The organism is Mesorhizobium sp. M7A.F.Ca.MR.176.00.0.0, from assembly GCF_004023165.1.
Taxonomy (GTDB): domain Bacteria; phylum Pseudomonadota; class Alphaproteobacteria; order Rhizobiales; family Rhizobiaceae; genus Mesorhizobium.
Genome location: NZ_RZTC01000038.1, coordinates 13,432 through 28,963, shown reverse-complemented (window position 1 = coordinate 28,963; position 15,532 = coordinate 13,432). Strand labels below are relative to the sequence as shown.

The window sequence follows — 15,532 nt, the reverse complement described above, 5'->3', positions numbered from 1 at the left end:
TTCACTCCGGCGTCTGGCCGGCCATGCATTCCAGCGCGCTGAGCGTCCAGTCGCTGGTCTTGGAAGCGATGTCCGATATCTTCCACTTGCCGTCGATCTTCTTGAGCGACCAGAGCATTTCACGTTTGGAATCGCCCTCGGAGAACAGGCTGAAGGATGCCGTGACCTGTGCGTTATCGCCATCCAACTTCTCAGACAGTTTCAGCGTTTTCGAGACGGTTTTCTGATCGAAATCCTGGGCGTCGAGACCAGGATCGAAATCGATGCAGGCGACCTGGTCCGGGTTCGTCTTCGTTGCCTGGTCGTTCAGCTCGAACAGTTTCGTCACCGGTTCGGTGAACCGATCCCGATATTGTTCGTCGGCCTCGAACTTGACCGCCGGGACATAGAAGAACTTCACCGCGTCGGACGCCGGTCCGGCGACGGCGGCGCCCGGCAGGGCTATCGAAAGGACGGCAACGAGCACTGTCAGTCTCATGCAGAATCTCCGGCTTTTGATGGCTTGAGCCTATCAATACCACGCATCCTGCATATCGGCTTTTTTGCGGCTCATGAAGTCCTGCCGCGCCTTGTTTCAGCCGTCCAGCCAGACGTTCTGAAGGTCCATCTCGAATGTCTGGTGGACACCATAGTTCTTCACCTTCTTGTTCTGGTGGCTGTAGAGCTTCTGCCAGAACGGCTGAATAATGACGCCCGAATCCTGCAGGATCTGCTCGACATCCTTCATGACCTCGCGTCGTTTCTCCACGTCGATGAGCGATAGCGCCTGCTTGAGCTTGGCGTCGAAATCGGGGTTGGAATATGCCGATTCATTCCAGGCCTCGCCGGTGCGATAGCCGAGCGCCAGCACCTGGACGCCAAGCGGGCGCATGTACCAGATCGTCATCGAATAGGGATATTTCGTCCAGTCGTTCCAGAAGGTCGAACCCGGCAGCACCGTGCGCTTCACCTTGATTCCGGCATCGCGCAGCTGGCCGGCAATGGCGTCGCCGGTATTCTTCTGCCAATCGTCCTCGATGGTGATCAGCTCATGCTCGAAGTCAGCGTGTCCGGCTTCCGCCATCAGCTTCTTGGCGCCGGCGGCGTCGCGTGTCTTCTTGGGCAGCGGATAGTATTCCGGATGGATCGGGGCAACGTGGTGGTTTTCGCCAGGGGTGCCTCGCCCGGCATAACCAAGTTGGAGGACCGCATTGTTGTCGACGGCCATTTGCAGGGCGTTGCGCACCCGCTGGTCATCATAGGGCTTGTGGGTGATGTTGGTGCGGGCAACCAGCGTCGTCGCCGTCGCCACCTCCGATTTCACCAGATCCATCTTGTCGAGAATGTCGATGAAGTCGGCGGGCGACTCGAAATTGAGGTCGATCTCACCGGATTCGAACGCGTTCACGGTGGCGTTGAAATCGGTGCCGTAGTCGATGAACTCGACGCTGTCGAGCGGCGCTTCACCACCCCACCATTTGCCATTCTCGCGACGCTTGACGACCGCCTTCTGGCCGACATCGTAGGAGACCAGTTCGAACGGTCCCGTGCCGATCGGCTTCTTGATCGGATCGGCACCGTCGGCATCGAAGTTGCGATGCACGACGAGCGCCGGATAGTCGGTGAAATTCGGGATCAGTGAAATGTCTGGTTCGCTTAGCTTCAGCTTGACCGTGTTGTCGTCGACCTTGGTGATCGCGCCATCCCTGGCCTTGCCGGTCTTTGCGTCGATCAGCGCGCCGACACGGGCGGCCATGGAATTGCCGGCGACATTCTTCTCGCACCAGCGCGTCAGATTGTGAGCGACGTCATCGGCGTTGAAGGCATCGCCGTTGTTCCATGTGATGCCCTTGCGCACATGCAGCACGTATTCGGTGGCGTCGTCATTGATATCCCAGCTTTCGAGCAGAACCGGCTCGAAGGTGAACTGCCTGGTATAGCGGACAAGCGGCTCCAGCCAGCAGCGCGAAATGTTCGCCAGCTCAACCCAGTCGTAGGTGCGCGGATCCTTCTGCCCCTTCACCGACATCGAGACGCGCAGCGTTCCGCCTTTCTTCGGCTCTTCGGCCAAGGCCCGATCCGGCACGGCAAGGCCGATCATGGCGTAGGCAAGCGCCGTCGATGCGCCGAAGGCGCTTGCCAGCGCCAGGAACTCGCGCCGATCGACACGACCCGCGCGTGCTTCGACCGCCATTGCCTCGATAGCGCTCGGCACGCGATCGCCACTGCTTCTGAAGAATGCCATTTTTTCCTCCCGTCTGGTTCCCTTTGATCTTGGTTCTTCGCGTCAACTGACGCTGTCCGGCAGCCTCTCCTCGCGCCGCGCGATGAAATCCATCAGGCCATCGGCGATGCCTTCGTCGAGCTTCGGCTCCTCGTAATCCGCCAGCATGTTGCGCGCCTTCTCGCGACCGCGCGTGTCGTGGTCCTTCGCCCCTTCTGCCTTCCACTGTTCGTACGAATTGAAGTCCATGATCGAGGGTATGAAGAAGGCCGACTCGAAATGTTCGAGCGTGTGTTTGGTGCCGAGGAAATGGCCCTGCGGCCCGACTTCGCGGACCGCTGCCATCGCTTCCTTGAAATCGTCGAACGGAAGGCCGCCTGCATATTTGTACCAGCCAACCAGCTGTTCGCAGTCCGTTGCGAACTTCGAATAGCCGCAGCTCAGGCCGGCCTCCAGCCACCCGGCGGAGTGCCAGATGTAGTTGGCGCCGGCGAGGATGGCGGCATGCATCAGCATGTTGGCCTCGTAGCCCGCCTGGGCGTCGTTGAGCTTCGATCCGACATGGAAGCCTGAGGTGCGCCACGGCAGTTTGTATTTCCGCGCCAGCGCGCCCATCAGGTACATCATCTGGGCCGCCTCCGGCGTGCCGCCCATCGGAGCGCCGGTCTTCATGTCCACGGTGACCATGAACTGTCCGTAGATCTGTGGCGACCCTGGGCGCAGCAGTTGCGTGAAGGCGACGCCCGCCAGCGCTTCCGCATTGACCTGCGCGACTGCCCCGACGGCCGACGCCGAAGTCGAGGCGCCGCACAGTGCGAAGGGTGCGAGGATCAGCGGCTGGTTGCTTCGGGCATAGACCTTCATCGCGTCCAGCATGGTGGCGTCCCACACCAGCGGCGAATTGCAGTTGGTGATCGACACCAGGACCGGATTGTCGCGGACGTAATCCTCGCCGAACACGATGCCTGCCATCGCCATCGTGTCTTCCGCCCGCTCCTTGGACGTGACGATGCCCATGAACGGCTTGTCGGAATGCTTAAGCGCGGAATGGATGATGTGGAGGTGACGCTTCGGTACCGCGATTTCCATCGGCTCGCAAATGACCGAACTCGATGAATGCAGCGCCGGCGCCATGTAGGCGAGCTTGTGGAAATTGTTGAGGTCCGCGAGCGTGCCGTAGCGCCTGTTGTTGTCGAGGTCACGCACATAGGGCGCGCCATACATCGGCACGAAGATGGTATTGTTGCCGCCCACCCGCACCGTACGCTGCGGATTCCTCGCATTGAGCGTGAACTCCGACGGGACCTTCGATACCAGTTCCATCAGCAGGGCCCGGTCGATCCGCACACGAGTTTCCGAGACATCCGCGCCCGCCGCCTTCCACAGTGCGATAGCCTCGTCGTCGCGGAATTCGCATCCCACCTCTTCGAGGATCAAGAGCGACTCCTCGTGGATCAGCTCGACCGCCTCATCGGGGATCATCTGGTAGACGGGGATCTGGCGGACCAGGGTCGGAAACGACGTTACCGGAGCTCCGCGCAGGGCCTTGCGTCCCAGGCGGCCGCCACTGCGGCGGTTGGCATGTTCGGTCACTTCAGGGGCCGGTGCGTTCATGGCAACTCCATTCCACTCATGAAGGAGCCTAACGCGACAAAATGGTGATGTGACGCTGGAAAATCCTGATCTCTTGTATAAGCTCAGCTTATGCGAAGCCTGCGCCACCTCCTGCCCTCGGCCGGCAGCCTGATCGTCTTCGAGGCGGCCGGGCGGCTGTCGAGCTTCACCGCCGCCGGGCGCGAGCTCGGCATGACGCAGGCCGCCGTCTCCTATGCCGTGCGCGGGCTGGAAGAACGGCTTGGCGCCAAGCTGTTCCAGCGCCGCCACCGCCAGGTTCTCCTGACCGAGGCCGGCGAGCGCTTCCATGCCGATGTCTCGCTCGGCCTTTCGCATATCCGCAAATCGGCGGAGGATCTGCGCCTGCAGGCAACCGGCGGTCATGTCACGCTGGCTGCCTCGACCGCGTTCGGCTCGTTCTGGATGATGCCGCGCCTGCAGCAGTTCCGCGACGAACTGCCGGGCATCGACCTGCGTATCCAGACCGCCGACCGCGACCTCGACATCATCGCGGAAGGCATTCCGCTCGGCGTGCGCGGCGGCGCGCCGCGGGACTGGCCGGACTATCATTCGTTGCCGCTGGCTGACGAGGAGATATTTCCCGTCGCCGGCACCAGTTATGCGGCAAAGTTCGGCCTGCCCCAATCCGCTGCCGAACTGGCCACGCACCGCCTCATCCATCTGGAGGAGCCGTATCGCGAGGCGGCCAGCTGGGACGAATGGTTCCAGTCGGCGGGCGCCAATCTCAGCGATACCGCGCGCGGCCTGCGCATCAACGACTACGGCCTGGTGATCCAGGGCGTCATGGAAGGCCAGGGCATCGCGCTCGGCTGGCGGCACCTCGCCGAGCGGCTGCTGGCGTCGGGCTTGCTGGTGCCGGTGACGGATCATGTGCTGAAGACCGGCAAGGCGTTCTATGTCGTCTGGCCGAAAAACCGGGAACTCAGCGACAACGCCCGCAAGGTGCGAGACTGGCTGGCGGAGCAAGCGTGAGGGGCAGCGCCTCCCAGCCAGCCTATCCACTGTTCCGCAACACCGAATCCTTCCGCATCAGCCTCGAATCCGCCTATAGTGCTGCCATGCCCATCCGCCAGCTTTCCGAAACGATGATCAACCAGATCGCCGCCGGCGAAGTCATCGAGCGTCCGGCGAGCGTCGTCAAGGAACTGGTCGAGAATGCGCTCGATGCCGGCGCTTCGCGCGTCGAGATCGTCACAGCCGGCGGCGGGCTGAACCTGATCCGCGTCACCGATGACGGCTCTGGCATTCCCGAACGGGAGCTGGCGCTGGCGATCGCACGTCATTGCACCTCCAAGCTCACCGAGGATATCAACGACATCCGCTCGCTGGGCTTCCGCGGCGAAGCGCTGCCGTCGATCGGCTCGGTGTCGCGACTGTCGATCCGCTCGCGCACGGCAGCAAGTGACAGCGCCGCCGAGATCGGCATCGAGGGTGGCCGCGTTCTGCCTGTCAGGCCGGCGGCGGCCAATCGCGGCACCACGATCGAGGTGCGCGACCTGTTCTTCGCAACGCCGGCCCGGTTAAAGTTCATGAAGGGCGAACGCGCCGAAAGCTCGGCCACCAGCGATGTGGTCAAGCGCATCGCCATCGCCTTCCCCGCAGTGCGCTTCACGCTGGCCGGCTCGGACCGCTCGACGCTGGAATTGCCGGCGGCGGATGACAGCGCGGAAGGCAGCCTGCGCCGTGTCGCCCAGGTGATGGGCACCGACTTTCCCGACAATTCGATTGCCATCGATGCGATGCGCGAAGGCGTGCATCTGACCGGCCACGTGTCGATCCCGTCCTTCACCCGCGGCAACGCGCTGCAGCAATATGCGTATGTGAACGGCCGCCCGGTGCGCGACAAGCTGATCGCCGGCGCCATACGCGGTGCCTATGCCGACGTCCTGCCGCGTGACCGCCATGCGGTGACGGTGCTGTTCCTGACGCTCGACCCGGCCATCGTCGACGTCAATGTCCATCCAGCCAAGGCCGATGTGCGCTTCCGCGATCCCGGCCTTGTGCGCGGATTGATCGTCGGTGCAATTCGACAGGCACTGGCCGATGCCGGCGTCCGCGCCGCCACCACGGGTGCCGCCGGCATGATGGCCGCGTTCCGGCCAGGGGCCGCATCCTACGGCCACGGCGGACCGGCAAACGGCCACCGCAGCTACGACGCGGCCTACCGCGCGTCGGGCCCGTCCGGCTTCGATCCCGTCCGGTCGTCGCAGCGGCCGGTCGATATGGGTTTCGAGGGTGCGGGCTTCGAGCAGCGCGGCTTGCGTGAAAACGAGCAGGCGGCTTTCGATGCCGGTCCGCTTGCCAGCGCCGATGCGCGCGCAGGGCAGGATGAAGCGGCCGAGACCCTGCTCGGCGCGGTGCTGGGCGCGGCGCGCGCCCAGGTGCATGAGAACTACATCGTCGCCCAGACCAGGGATTCGCTCATCATCGTCGACCAGCATGCGGCGCATGAACGGCTGGTCTACGAGGCGCTGAAGAATGCGCTGCACTCGCGCCCGGTGCCCTCGCAGATGCTGCTTCTGCCCGAGATCATCGACCTGCCGGAAGAGGATGCCGAGCGGCTTGCGCTGCATTCGGAAACGCTGGCCCGCTTCGGTCTCGGCATCGAGCGCTTCGGCCCCGGCGCCGTCGCGGTGCGCGAGACGCCGTCGATGCTGGGCGAGACCAATGTCGGGCAATTGGTGCGCGACCTCGCCGACGAGATCGCCGACAACGACACGGTCGACACGCTGAAGGAGCGGCTGGACAAAATAGCCGCGACCATGGCCTGCCACGGCTCTGTGCGCTCCGGCCGCCTGCTCAAGGCCGAGGAGATGAACGCGCTGCTGCGGCAGATGGAGGCGACGCCCGGTTCGGGCACCTGCAACCACGGCCGCCCAACCTATATCGAACTCAAGCTGGCGGACATCGAACGGCTTTTCGGGCGGCGGTAGCTGCGGACGGATTGCGGGCCATCGCTTCACCGCTCGTAGGTGCCGGTGTTGACCAGCAATGCCGAGACCACCGTTCGCCCGTGGGCGAACGCCGCGCCGGCTCCACGCACCGCTGTTGCCAGAAGCGCGGCGGTCAGCAAATAGCGTGCCGCCGCCAGCAGGAGCGGAGGCACGTCATCGAGACCGAGCTTGATCGCCGCCCAGGTCAGACCCCAGATCAGCGACATCACCGCGAAGAAGGCGAGATTGCGAACCACCAAATTCGCCGTTCAGCGCAGTCCCTGGCGATCGACGAGTATCCGGTGGATGTCGATCCGCTCCGGCAGTTCGATCAGGAACTCGGCATCGCGGTCCAGATGATGGACTTTGGTCGGTTCGCCTTTGGTAAAGGCGGTCATCGCCTGCATGTCGGCCCAATACGAGATGGTTGTGAACCACGTCTCGGCATCGCGGTCTTCGCGCAGCAGTTGGACACCAAGCGCCGTCTTCTCGAGGGGCGGAATACCCTCGGCACGCAGGTATGGCTCATAGGCGTCGGCAACGTCGCGGCGGGGTCGGCCGCGCCAGATGCGCGCGATGGTCGGTTTGGTCGGCATGAGGTTCTCCTTCAGTCAGGCGGACAGCAAACTGAGCATGGCGGCGGACGCCGGCTATGATCAGCCGTGAACACGAGCCAGGAAATCGCGGACCAGCGGCAACGCGTCGTCGAAATGTGTCTCCAGCAGCCAGTGACCCGCCCCCTCGATCAGATGCAGTTCCGCATCGGGCAAATCGCGATGATAGGCCCGTGCCGACGCCGCGGGCATATAGCCATCCTCTGGCCCCCAAAGGATCAGCGTGGGCGGATGGTGTTCACGCAAATAAGCCTGGTAGCGCGGAAACCAGGTGAGATTGGCTTCCAGCTTCTCCATCAGACCGACGGCGATCTGCCGACGAACCGGCGTGTTCATCAGTGGCCAGTGAAGGCTCCAGAGATCGGGCGGCACGCGCGTAGCGATGTCGTCAGCCACTTCTCCGATGAACTCGGCCCGGAACCCGTCCTCACTTACCGCGGCCTCGAGCGGACGGTGCTTGTCGGGCGTCTTGTCGGTCCACCAAGCCTTGATCGTGGCGTATTTGGAGCCAAGCACGTCCTCGTAGATGTCGCCGTTCTGGATGATCAGGGCGCTGATCCGCTCCGGGTGCGAGATCGCATGCCGGAGTCCTATCTGCGAGCCGTAATCATGCAGCCACAAGGCGTAGCGTTCGAGACCGAATTCATCGGCAAGTTTGGAAAGCACGTCGCAATAGGCGTCGAAATCATAGCCAAAGGCGGCCGGATCTGGTGTGCCACTGTATCCGAAGCCCGGCCAGTCGAATGCAATCGTTCGCCAGCGGTCGGCGAGCGCCGGCATCAGTCGGCGGAATTGGAACGAAGAGCAGGGATAGCCGTGCGGCAACAGCAAGACAGGTGCTTCTGGCGGCCCTGCCTCGCGATAGAAAATGGATAGATCACCCAGTTGCATGCGTCGGTGCGTCGTTGCACCCGGCATTCGGACCTCCGTCGAATAAACACCGGCTAAACGCGTTTGACCGAGGCATCGTTCCCGAATGAGGGAAGCGGACGGCCGGCAATATTCATCTCTTCAAATTCACCACGATGACACCGCCCAGCGCCAGCGCGCCGCCGATTATGCCGAGCAGCGTCGGAACTTCGCCCAGCCAGAAGAAGCCGATCAGCGCGGACATCGGCGAGACCAGATAGAGGAAGTTGGAGGCACGTGCGGCGGGCAGACGCGACAGCGCGGTCGCCCAGGCGGCATAGGCGATCAGGCTGGGCACGATGCCAAGAAAGATGACGGCGCCGAGGCCTGCTGCGTCGGCAACCGCCGCCTGCGAAAAGGCCGACGGCAGGAAGGGTGCCAGGCATAGTGCGCCGAGCACCATGTTCGAAGCGGAGATGGTCAACGGATGATGGCGGGCAAACAGCGGCTTCTGGACGATGGTGTTGACGGCCGAGCACAAGGCCGAACCAAGCACCAGAAGAGCACCCGTGTTAAAAGACAGTCCATTCCCGTCGGCCATGGCGATGACGCCAATGCCGGCGAAGGAAATCACCGTACCGGCCCAGGCCATGCCCGAAAAGCGCTCGCCCAGCAGGACCATCGCCATGATGGCGGTGAAGATCGGGCTGACATTGATAATGAAGCCGGCGGCACCGGCAGAGACGGTCAGTTCGCCGAAATTGAGCATGACGGTGTAGAGCGCGACGAAGATGGCGCCGCCAAAGACCAGGCGCCACACTTCGTCGAGCCTTGGCAGCGCCGGTCGCTTGACGGCCAGGAAGATCGCCGCCGGCACGGCGGCGATGGCAAAGCGCAATGCGCCGAGTTCCAGCGGTCCGAAGGCAGCGAGACCGGCGCGGATCGCCGGAAAGGCGGAGGCCCAACCAACCACCGTCAGCGCGACAGCAATGGCTGCCGTGGTGTCCATCCGCTGTGTCGAATTCAACGTGCCCGTCATTCCGTTCATCTCACTGCCCTCGCATTCTTCGGTCCTGAAAGGCAGAAAACGCCATTTCAGGCCAGTTGACAAACGACCAAATCGAGGATCACCTGTGACTATGGATCACAGCTCGGACACAATGGTACCGCTCGAAACACTGCGCGCCTTCGATGCGGCGGCGCGAACAGGCAGCTTTTCGGCGGCCGCCGAAAAGCTCAACATCACCCATGGCGCCGTCAGCCGGCAGATCGCCAAGCTCGAGGACTGGCTGGGATTGAAAGTCTTCGACCGTGGGGCGCGCGGTGTCTCGCTGACGATCGAGGGCAACCGGCTGCATCTGCGCACGGCGGAAGCCTTTGCGCTGATATCGACCCATTCCGACCGCTGGGTCGAGCCGCGTGGCACGGCGGTGGTGCGGCTGACCTCGATCCCCTCGGTCAGCGGACTGTGGCTGATGCCGCGCATGGCGGCTCTGGAGAACAACCCCTCGAAGCTGCGCATCGTGCTCGATGTCGACATCCGCCAGGCCGATCTTGCCGATGAGGGCATCGATCTCTCCATCCGTTGTGGACGCGGCGGCATTCCGGGCCGCGTCTCGGTGCAGCTTTTCGAGGAACATGTCTTCCCCGTCGCGTCACCCGAGCTTGCCCGCGAGATCGGCCGCGGCGACCCTGCCCGGCTGCTCAAATATCCGCTGATCAACGATTCCGACGCGTCTGCCTGGCGCGCCTGGTTTGCCGCGCAAGGCATGGATTATCGCCCGCGCCCGCAGGACCGTCGCTTCGAGGACTACAATCTGGTGCTCGACGCCGCCGCCTATGGGCTCGGCATCGCGCTGGCACGCCCACCCCTGACCGGGCATCAATTGCAATCGGGCCGCATCACGCCCGTCGATGAGCGCACCGCGCTCAATCCGGTGTCCTACTGGCTCGACCGGCCGATCGGGCGGCCGCGTACCGCGCGTACCGCAGCCGCCGACCTCGCCCGCCGCATCGCGGGGGAGGCCGGGCTGGCGCCGGAAAAGATCGAGGCGTTCATCGAAGCCGAGCGGTAGGCCTTCCGCCGGGCATATATCGAGAACCAGCCGATTCGAAGCTCAGCGAAGCAACAACAGAACGAACCCAAGGATCACGGTTCCCAGCAAACCGGCCATTATCGAAACAAAGCCGACCTTCACCAGCAAGTGCTCAGGGTTCGGCGCCGCACCATGGGATTGATTGGCCGGCCTGTGCCTGCCCGCCAATGCACCCAGAGCGGCAGCGTTGCGCGGGACTGGAGCCTGCGGCGGGATAAGCGACAGCAATGACAGCCCCGCAACCCTGGCAGGAGCATTATCATTAGCCGTTGTCGAAGGCGGCAAGAAGGCTCGCGGCGTTTCGGCTTCGGGTTTTGCCTTTCTCGCCGCGATCGTTGCCAACGCCGCCTCTTCGCCCGTCTCAAGTTGGGCAAGATAGGCATCGACGATGCCAGCCGATGCGATCTGCTGCGATTTGACGGCCATTGGCGCGGCCGGCAAAGTCAACAGCGCTGGCGCTGTCTGTTGTGCGAGCAGAGACGGCGCCGGCGGTTGGACCAGCGCCTTGACCAGTGCCGTCATGACTGGATCAGCCTGCCCCGAGGGCACGGCCTGCGGCGTCATCACTTCCCTGAGCAAGGCGGGAAGACGAGTGGAGGAAATGTCCATTGCGGCCCACCAACACCATTTTTCCGCCTCACAATAAGCGTTCAGCATTGTCTCAGGCTTGTCGCATGCTTGACCTCGCCGGGAATTTATGGCGATGAAATCCTCATGAACCCTGGCGTCCCCGCATGATGAACCGTTTCGAAGGCCCCGGCGGCAAGGAAGCCCGCATCCGCTATCTGGATGGCGACTTCCAGGTTACCAGTCCCGGCGCGTTCGTGCGTTGCGCGGTGACAGGCGAAACCATTCCGCTCGACGAGTTGAAATACTGGAGCGTCGCCAGGCAGGAGCCCTACATCAGCGCCACCGCCTCGCTGCGCCGCGAAATCGAGATGCATCCGGAGCTGCGCAAGCGCGGTTAACCCTTCAGCTTGCGCTGGCGCCAGGCATCGAGCGTCTCGTCGATGATGCGCTCGGGAACGTGATCGAGTTCGAAGACCGTGTCGATCTCCAGCACCTCGAGCCGGTCGAGAAAGTCCTGTGAGGCGCCGTGGCGCAGTCGGGCGGCGTCCTTGGCGGTGGTGATGAGCACCAGCCCTTCGGCGCGTGCGGTCGCCACCAACTCGGCAAGTTCGTCCTCGGCATAGAAATGATGGTCCGGAAACGGCCGCGTCAACGCCAGTTCGCCGCCGGCTTCGCGCACCGTGTCGAAGAATTTCTCGGGATGGCCGATACCGGCGAAGGCGAGGAACCGCTTGCCGGCAAGCCCTGCCTTGCCGCTTGGCTCTGTATGGGCCTCGAAGATCGGCCGGCCGGCGCGTGCGGCCTGGCGGACCACGCTGTCAGCGGCAGTGCCCTCGCCCATTTTCAACAGCCCGCTGGTGAAGACCAACTGGTCGACGATTTTGGCCCTGAGCGGCCCCCCCGGAATGACGCGGCCATTGCCGATCCCATAGCGCGCGTCGACGACGACCAGCGCGTAGTCGATGTGGATGCGGGCGCTCTGGAAGCCATCATCCATGATCAGGAAATCGCAGCCATGCCGTTCCAGCAGCAGCCGGGCGCCGGCGGCGCGGTTCGGCGTCACCGCCACCGGCGCGTGTTCGGCGAGCAGCAGCGGTTCGTCACCGACATGCTTGGCACTGTCATGGTCGATATCGACCACGTGAGGCTCGGCGAACGAGCCGCCATGGCCGCGCGACAGGAAGCCTGGTTTCAGATGCATTCGCTTCGCCTGCTCGGCGAGCGCGATGGCCACCGGTGTCTTGCCGGTGCCGCCAACCGTGAAATTGCCGATGCACAGAACGGGTGCTTGGATCTTCTCGCGCTTGGCCCGCCGCATGCCGCGGCCGGCGGCGGCGGCATAGATGGCCGATAGCGGCGACAGTGCCAGGACCCGCCAGTCCGGCTCTTCCCACCAGAATGGTGGTGCTTCCGAGGCCACGCTAGCGACCGTTCGCGCCCTTCAGGCGCGACTTGACGACCAGCGGCTGGATATAGGGCTCAAGCGATTTCAGCGTGCGCGCCAGCGCGCCACGCATCTCGTCGACGGTCGCCACACCCGCCGCCATCATCTCGTGGCGCGCCACTTCGTTGGTCAGGAGGAAATTGACGGCGCCGGCCAGCATGTCGCGATCGCGCACCAGCTTGGCGCCGCCGCTGTCGAGCAGACGCTGGTAGGCCTCGCGAAAATTCTGAACATTGCGCCCGGCGAGAACCGCCGTGTCGAGCATGGCCGGCTCCAGCGGGTTCTGGCCACCCTCGGAGGTCAGCGAGCGGCCGACGAAGGCGATTTCGGTCAGCCGGAGATAGAGTCCCATTTCGCCGATCGTGTCGCCGAGCAATATATCCGTGTCGGCGGCTATCCTGTCGCCCTTGCTGCGCCGCGCGACCTTCAGGCCCATGCCGGAAATCTGCGCCGCAAGCGCCTCGCCGCGATCGGGATGACGCGGAACGACGATCGTCAGAAGACCATGGTGGCGTTTGTGCAGCGTCGCGTGGACTTCAGCCGCGACCACTTCCTCGCCGTCATGGGTCGAGATCGCCGCCCAGGTCGGGCGCGTGCCTATCTGCCGCCGCAGCGTCGCCAGCGCCCGTTCGTCGACGGGCGGCGGCGAGGTATCGACCTTGAGATTGCCCGACACGGTGACCGGCCGGGCGCCGAGCGCCAGAAACCGCTCGCCATCGACATCCGACTGCGCCACGACGTGAGCCAGGTTCTCGAACAACGCCTCAGCGATGTTGGCGCGTTTCTTCCACGATTTGAACGAGCGGTCGGACAGCCTGCCATTGACCAGCACCTGCGGCACGCGGCGCGCGCCAAGCTCGAGGATGGTCATCGGCCAGATCTCGGATTCGGCGATGATCGCCAGATCCGGCTGCCAGTGATCGAGAAACCGGCTGACCGCCGGCTTGAGATCGAGCGGTACGTATTGGTGGATGATCCGGTCACCGAGACGCTCGTCGGCGACCTGCGCCGAGGTGACCGTGCCGGTCGTCAGCACGATGTTGACGCCATAGTCGAGGATGCTTTCGACCAACGGCACGACGGCTATGGTCTCACCGACGCTCGCGGCATGGATCCAGATCACCGGCCCGTCGGGGCGCGCGCGGCCGGCGACGCCATAGCGCTCGCGGCGGCGGTAGCGGTCTTCCTTGCCGCGCGAGGTGCGCCAGGCCACATAGGGCCCGACCAGCGGATAGGCGGCCGCACCCGCGAAACGGTATGCCGACAGCATGGCTCGCGCCCAGCGGCCGCTCATCGCGGGGCATCCACGAGACGGTAGGCCTCGGCGGTCGCGGCATTGAGCGCGGTCGTCACTTCCTGGCGCTTGCGCTCCATTTCGGCCTCATCGGCGCCGGCCGCCACGAAGATCGGCTGACCGATGACGATCGACGAACGGCCGAACGGCAGGTTGATGGTGGTCTTGTCCCAGCTCTTCTCCAGTACCTTGCGGCGGCTGGTGGTGATGGCGACAGGCACAAGCGGCCGGCCCGAGAGGCGAGCCAGGAGAACGATACCAAGCCCTGCGTCTCGTGGCGTGCCGTGCGGAATATCTGCGATCATGGCGACGTTCTTGCCGACGGCGAGCGACTTTTTCAGGGCGATAAGCGCTTTTGCCCCACCCTTGTCGAGGTGCCTGGCATTCTCCCGCCCGCCCGAGCCGCGCACCGCCTCGATGCCGAATTTTTCCAGCATCAAGGCGTTGAGCTCGGCATCGGCGCTGCGCGAAACCATGGCGACCAGCGGCTTGCGCTTGGGGTAATAGGCTGGCGTCAGCAGATGCTGGCCATGCCACAAGGCGATGATGCCAGGCTCGAATTCGGTATAGGCACCGCCCGAAAACCGTGCCGATCCCTCGACGACGCGATTGGTGAGGCGCACGAAGCGCACGAGCTGGGCGAACAGGCTGGCGATGGCGTTCTTGACGAATCGCGACTGCGCCAGCGGTTGGCGAATCTTGCGCCAGAAGGCCTTGGTCGTGCGGCTGCGTCCCCTGCCCGTGGGCGCGGCATCGCTTGCTGGCCCTTTCGCCAGGTCATGCTCCATCGAAGTCAACCGGCAACCTTGTTGTCGGGGTCCAGCAGCCGGTGCAGATGAACGACGAAGTAACGCATGTGGGCGTTGTCCACGCTGGCTTGCGCCTTGGCTTTCCACGCCGTGTGCGCGGATTGATAGTCGGGATAGATGCCGACGATATCGAGGCCCTCGAGATCGCGGAATTCGGTGCCGCCAAGCTTCTTGAGTTCGCCACCGAACACCAGATGCAAAAGCTGTTTCTTTCCGTCTTCCGCGGCCATGTCGGTCCTTCACATATCGTGAGTTTGTCACAGGTCTAGACCAAAGCCGCCAACTTTGGAACCTTTAGGGCGAGATGAATTCATCTCGCCGGGGAAAACGCTTTCACGCGTCCAGACCGGCGATGACGCCGGCGAGCACGGCCAGCAATTCACCGCTGCCGGCAGCGAGGGCGCCGTGACGAGTCACCTCGCCGGCATAAAGTGGAGCACGGCCATGCTGGTCGAGCAGCTGGCCGCCGGCCTCGCGCAGGATGAGGTCGGCCGCCGCGATATCCCAGTCATGCGCGTTCGGCTTGACGAAAGTGGCATCCAGCACGCCATTGGCGATCATCGCCAGCCGATAGGCGAGCGAAGGGCTGTAGGGCGCCCGCTTCAGCCGCGCCTGCCATTCGGCCGGCATCAGGTCGGTCAACTGCTTCAGCCCGGAAATCTCGGCCGTATCCGCCAGCTTGCGAACCGCAATGCGCTTGCCGTTGCGGAAGGCGCCCTGGCCGGGCAGCGCCCAATAGGTCTCCTCCATCGCCGGGCATTCCAGCACGCCGGCCAGCGTGCGGCCATGCTCGACGACGGCAACGCTGACACACCAGGTGCGCTGGCCTTCCAGAAAACCGCGCGTTCCGTCGATCGGGTCGACGACGAAGGTGCGGCGTGCCGAAAGCCGGACCGGATCGTCGACGGTCTCTTCCGACAGCCAGCCATAATCCGGTCGCGCCGCCAGCAGCGTTTCGCGCAGGTAGGCGTCGGCGGCATGGTCGGCCTCGCTGACCGGCGATGTGCCGCCCTTCATCCAGACTTGCGGGCTGTTGCCGAAGTAGCGCATGGCGATGAGCCCCGCCTCGCGGGCGGCATCGCGCA

The 15,532-nt window shown here is 64.0% G+C and carries 17 protein-coding genes; 4 read left to right on the top strand and 13 right to left on the bottom strand.

What is annotated here, in order from left to right; translation table 11 throughout:
* Position 1 precedes the first annotated feature (1 nt).
* The 3 genes from EOB59_RS15030 to EOB59_RS15020 all read right to left on the bottom strand — a co-directional run bounded on the left by EOB59_RS15030 (position 2) and on the right by EOB59_RS15020 (position 3,817).
* The gene (locus EOB59_RS15030) at positions 2–478 is read right to left on the bottom strand and encodes a DUF3828 domain-containing protein (RefSeq protein WP_128288679.1); all 477 of its coding nucleotides are present in this window, start codon (positions 476–478) and stop codon (positions 2–4) included.
* Between the two features lie 96 nt (positions 479–574).
* Entirely contained in the window at positions 575–2,224 is a 1,650-nt protein-coding gene (locus EOB59_RS15025; protein WP_128288678.1) for an ABC transporter substrate-binding protein, read from the bottom strand.
* 42 nt (positions 2,225–2,266) lie between these two features.
* Complete coding sequence (locus EOB59_RS15020) at positions 2,267–3,817, bottom strand: trimethylamine methyltransferase family protein (RefSeq protein WP_128288677.1); 1,551 nt, start codon at positions 3,815–3,817, stop codon at positions 2,267–2,269.
* A 90-nt stretch (positions 3,818–3,907) separates the two neighbouring features.
* Here EOB59_RS15020 and EOB59_RS15015 point away from each other — a divergent pair, with 90 nt between their 5' ends.
* On the top strand, positions 3,908–4,810 hold the full coding sequence (locus EOB59_RS15015) for a LysR substrate-binding domain-containing protein (protein WP_127408827.1): 903 nt from the start codon (positions 3,908–3,910) through the stop codon (positions 4,808–4,810).
* A gap of 86 nt (positions 4,811–4,896) precedes the next feature.
* Positions 4,897–6,771, top strand: coding sequence for a DNA mismatch repair endonuclease MutL (gene mutL, locus EOB59_RS15010; protein WP_128288690.1), 1,875 nt, complete (start codon positions 4,897–4,899; stop codon positions 6,769–6,771).
* A gap of 26 nt (positions 6,772–6,797) precedes the next feature.
* Here mutL and EOB59_RS15005 read toward each other — a convergent pair whose 3' ends face one another.
* The 4 genes from EOB59_RS15005 to EOB59_RS14990 form a co-directional block, all read right to left on the bottom strand.
* Positions 6,798–7,028 (bottom strand): hypothetical protein, encoded by a 231-nt coding sequence (locus EOB59_RS15005; RefSeq protein WP_128288676.1) that lies wholly within the window; start codon positions 7,026–7,028, stop codon positions 6,798–6,800.
* Positions 7,029–7,040: 12 nt separating this feature from the next.
* Complete coding sequence (locus EOB59_RS15000; protein ID WP_128288675.1) at positions 7,041–7,367, bottom strand: hypothetical protein; 327 nt, start codon at positions 7,365–7,367, stop codon at positions 7,041–7,043.
* Positions 7,368–7,427: 60 nt separating this feature from the next.
* Positions 7,428–8,303: an alpha/beta hydrolase gene (locus tag EOB59_RS14995; RefSeq protein ID WP_128288674.1), complete on the bottom strand. Its 876-nt coding sequence runs from the start codon at positions 8,301–8,303 to the stop codon at positions 7,428–7,430.
* Positions 8,304–8,388: 85 nt separating this feature from the next.
* Complete coding sequence (locus EOB59_RS14990) at positions 8,389–9,282, bottom strand: DMT family transporter (RefSeq protein ID WP_128288673.1); 894 nt, start codon at positions 9,280–9,282, stop codon at positions 8,389–8,391.
* Between the two features lie 91 nt (positions 9,283–9,373).
* Between EOB59_RS14990 and EOB59_RS14985 the strand changes: the two genes are divergently transcribed.
* Positions 9,374–10,309, top strand: coding sequence for a LysR family transcriptional regulator (locus EOB59_RS14985; protein WP_128288672.1), 936 nt, complete (start codon positions 9,374–9,376; stop codon positions 10,307–10,309).
* A gap of 42 nt (positions 10,310–10,351) precedes the next feature.
* Here EOB59_RS14985 and EOB59_RS14980 read toward each other — a convergent pair whose 3' ends face one another.
* Positions 10,352–10,987 carry a hypothetical protein gene (locus EOB59_RS14980; RefSeq protein ID WP_245486634.1) on the bottom strand — a complete coding sequence of 212 codons (636 nt, stop codon included), beginning with the start codon at positions 10,985–10,987 and terminating at the stop codon, positions 10,352–10,354.
* A gap of 77 nt (positions 10,988–11,064) precedes the next feature.
* Between EOB59_RS14980 and EOB59_RS14975 the strand changes: the two genes are divergently transcribed.
* The gene (locus EOB59_RS14975) at positions 11,065–11,298 is read left to right on the top strand and encodes a DUF2093 domain-containing protein (protein WP_128288671.1); all 234 of its coding nucleotides are present in this window, start codon (positions 11,065–11,067) and stop codon (positions 11,296–11,298) included.
* Here EOB59_RS14975 and lpxK read toward each other — a convergent pair.
* The 5 genes from lpxK to EOB59_RS14950 all read right to left on the bottom strand — a co-directional run.
* A complete protein-coding gene (gene lpxK / locus EOB59_RS14970) occupies positions 11,295–12,320 on the bottom strand; it encodes a tetraacyldisaccharide 4'-kinase (RefSeq protein ID WP_128288670.1) in 1,026 nt (341 codons plus the stop codon). The genes EOB59_RS14975 and lpxK overlap by 4 nt on opposite strands.
* A 1-nt stretch (position 12,321) precedes the next feature.
* Positions 12,322–13,638, bottom strand: a complete 1,317-nt coding sequence (gene waaA, locus EOB59_RS14965) for a lipid IV(A) 3-deoxy-D-manno-octulosonic acid transferase (protein ID WP_027038607.1) — start codon at positions 13,636–13,638, stop codon at positions 12,322–12,324.
* Positions 13,635–14,426 carry a lysophospholipid acyltransferase family protein gene (locus EOB59_RS14960; RefSeq protein WP_128288669.1) on the bottom strand — a complete coding sequence of 264 codons (792 nt, stop codon included), beginning with the start codon at positions 14,424–14,426 and terminating at the stop codon, positions 13,635–13,637. The genes waaA and EOB59_RS14960 overlap by 4 nt, the downstream gene beginning before the upstream one ends.
* A gap of 5 nt (positions 14,427–14,431) precedes the next feature.
* Positions 14,432–14,677: a DUF4170 domain-containing protein gene (locus EOB59_RS14955; protein ID WP_027038609.1), complete on the bottom strand. Its 246-nt coding sequence runs from the start codon at positions 14,675–14,677 to the stop codon at positions 14,432–14,434.
* Positions 14,678–14,780: 103 nt separating this feature from the next.
* Positions 14,781–15,532, bottom strand: a 752-nt coding sequence (locus EOB59_RS14950; RefSeq protein WP_245486633.1) for a 3'(2'),5'-bisphosphate nucleotidase CysQ, incomplete at its 5' end; no start/stop codon positions are given.

Excerpts from the sequence above, each read along its gene's own strand:
- waaA (WP_027038607.1), bottom strand. The coding sequence starts at position 13,638 with ATGAGCGGCCGCTGGGCGCGAGCCATGCTGTCGGCATACCGTTTCGCG.
- EOB59_RS15000 (WP_128288675.1), bottom strand. The coding sequence starts at position 7,367 with ATGCCGACCAAACCGACCATCGCGCGCATCTGGCGCGGCCGACCCCGC.
- EOB59_RS14985 (WP_128288672.1), top strand. The coding sequence starts at position 9,374 with ATGGATCACAGCTCGGACACAATGGTACCGCTCGAAACACTGCGCGCC.
- EOB59_RS14980 (WP_245486634.1), bottom strand. The coding sequence starts at position 10,987 with ATGCTGAACGCTTATTGTGAGGCGGAAAAATGGTGTTGGTGGGCCGCA.
- mutL (WP_128288690.1), top strand. The coding sequence starts at position 4,897 with ATGCCCATCCGCCAGCTTTCCGAAACGATGATCAACCAGATCGCCGCC.
- EOB59_RS14960 (WP_128288669.1), bottom strand. The coding sequence starts at position 14,426 with ATGGAGCATGACCTGGCGAAAGGGCCAGCAAGCGATGCCGCGCCCACG.
- EOB59_RS14955 (WP_027038609.1), bottom strand. The coding sequence starts at position 14,677 with ATGGCCGCGGAAGACGGAAAGAAACAGCTTTTGCATCTGGTGTTCGGT.
- EOB59_RS15020 (WP_128288677.1), bottom strand. The coding sequence starts at position 3,817 with ATGAACGCACCGGCCCCTGAAGTGACCGAACATGCCAACCGCCGCAGT.
- EOB59_RS14975 (WP_128288671.1), top strand. The coding sequence starts at position 11,065 with ATGATGAACCGTTTCGAAGGCCCCGGCGGCAAGGAAGCCCGCATCCGC.
- EOB59_RS15030 (WP_128288679.1), bottom strand. The coding sequence starts at position 478 with ATGAGACTGACAGTGCTCGTTGCCGTCCTTTCGATAGCCCTGCCGGGC.
- EOB59_RS14990 (WP_128288673.1), bottom strand. The coding sequence starts at position 9,282 with ATGAACGGAATGACGGGCACGTTGAATTCGACACAGCGGATGGACACC.
- EOB59_RS14995 (WP_128288674.1), bottom strand. The coding sequence starts at position 8,303 with ATGCCGGGTGCAACGACGCACCGACGCATGCAACTGGGTGATCTATCC.
- EOB59_RS15015 (WP_127408827.1), top strand. The coding sequence starts at position 3,908 with ATGCGAAGCCTGCGCCACCTCCTGCCCTCGGCCGGCAGCCTGATCGTC.
- EOB59_RS15025 (WP_128288678.1), bottom strand. The coding sequence starts at position 2,224 with ATGGCATTCTTCAGAAGCAGTGGCGATCGCGTGCCGAGCGCTATCGAG.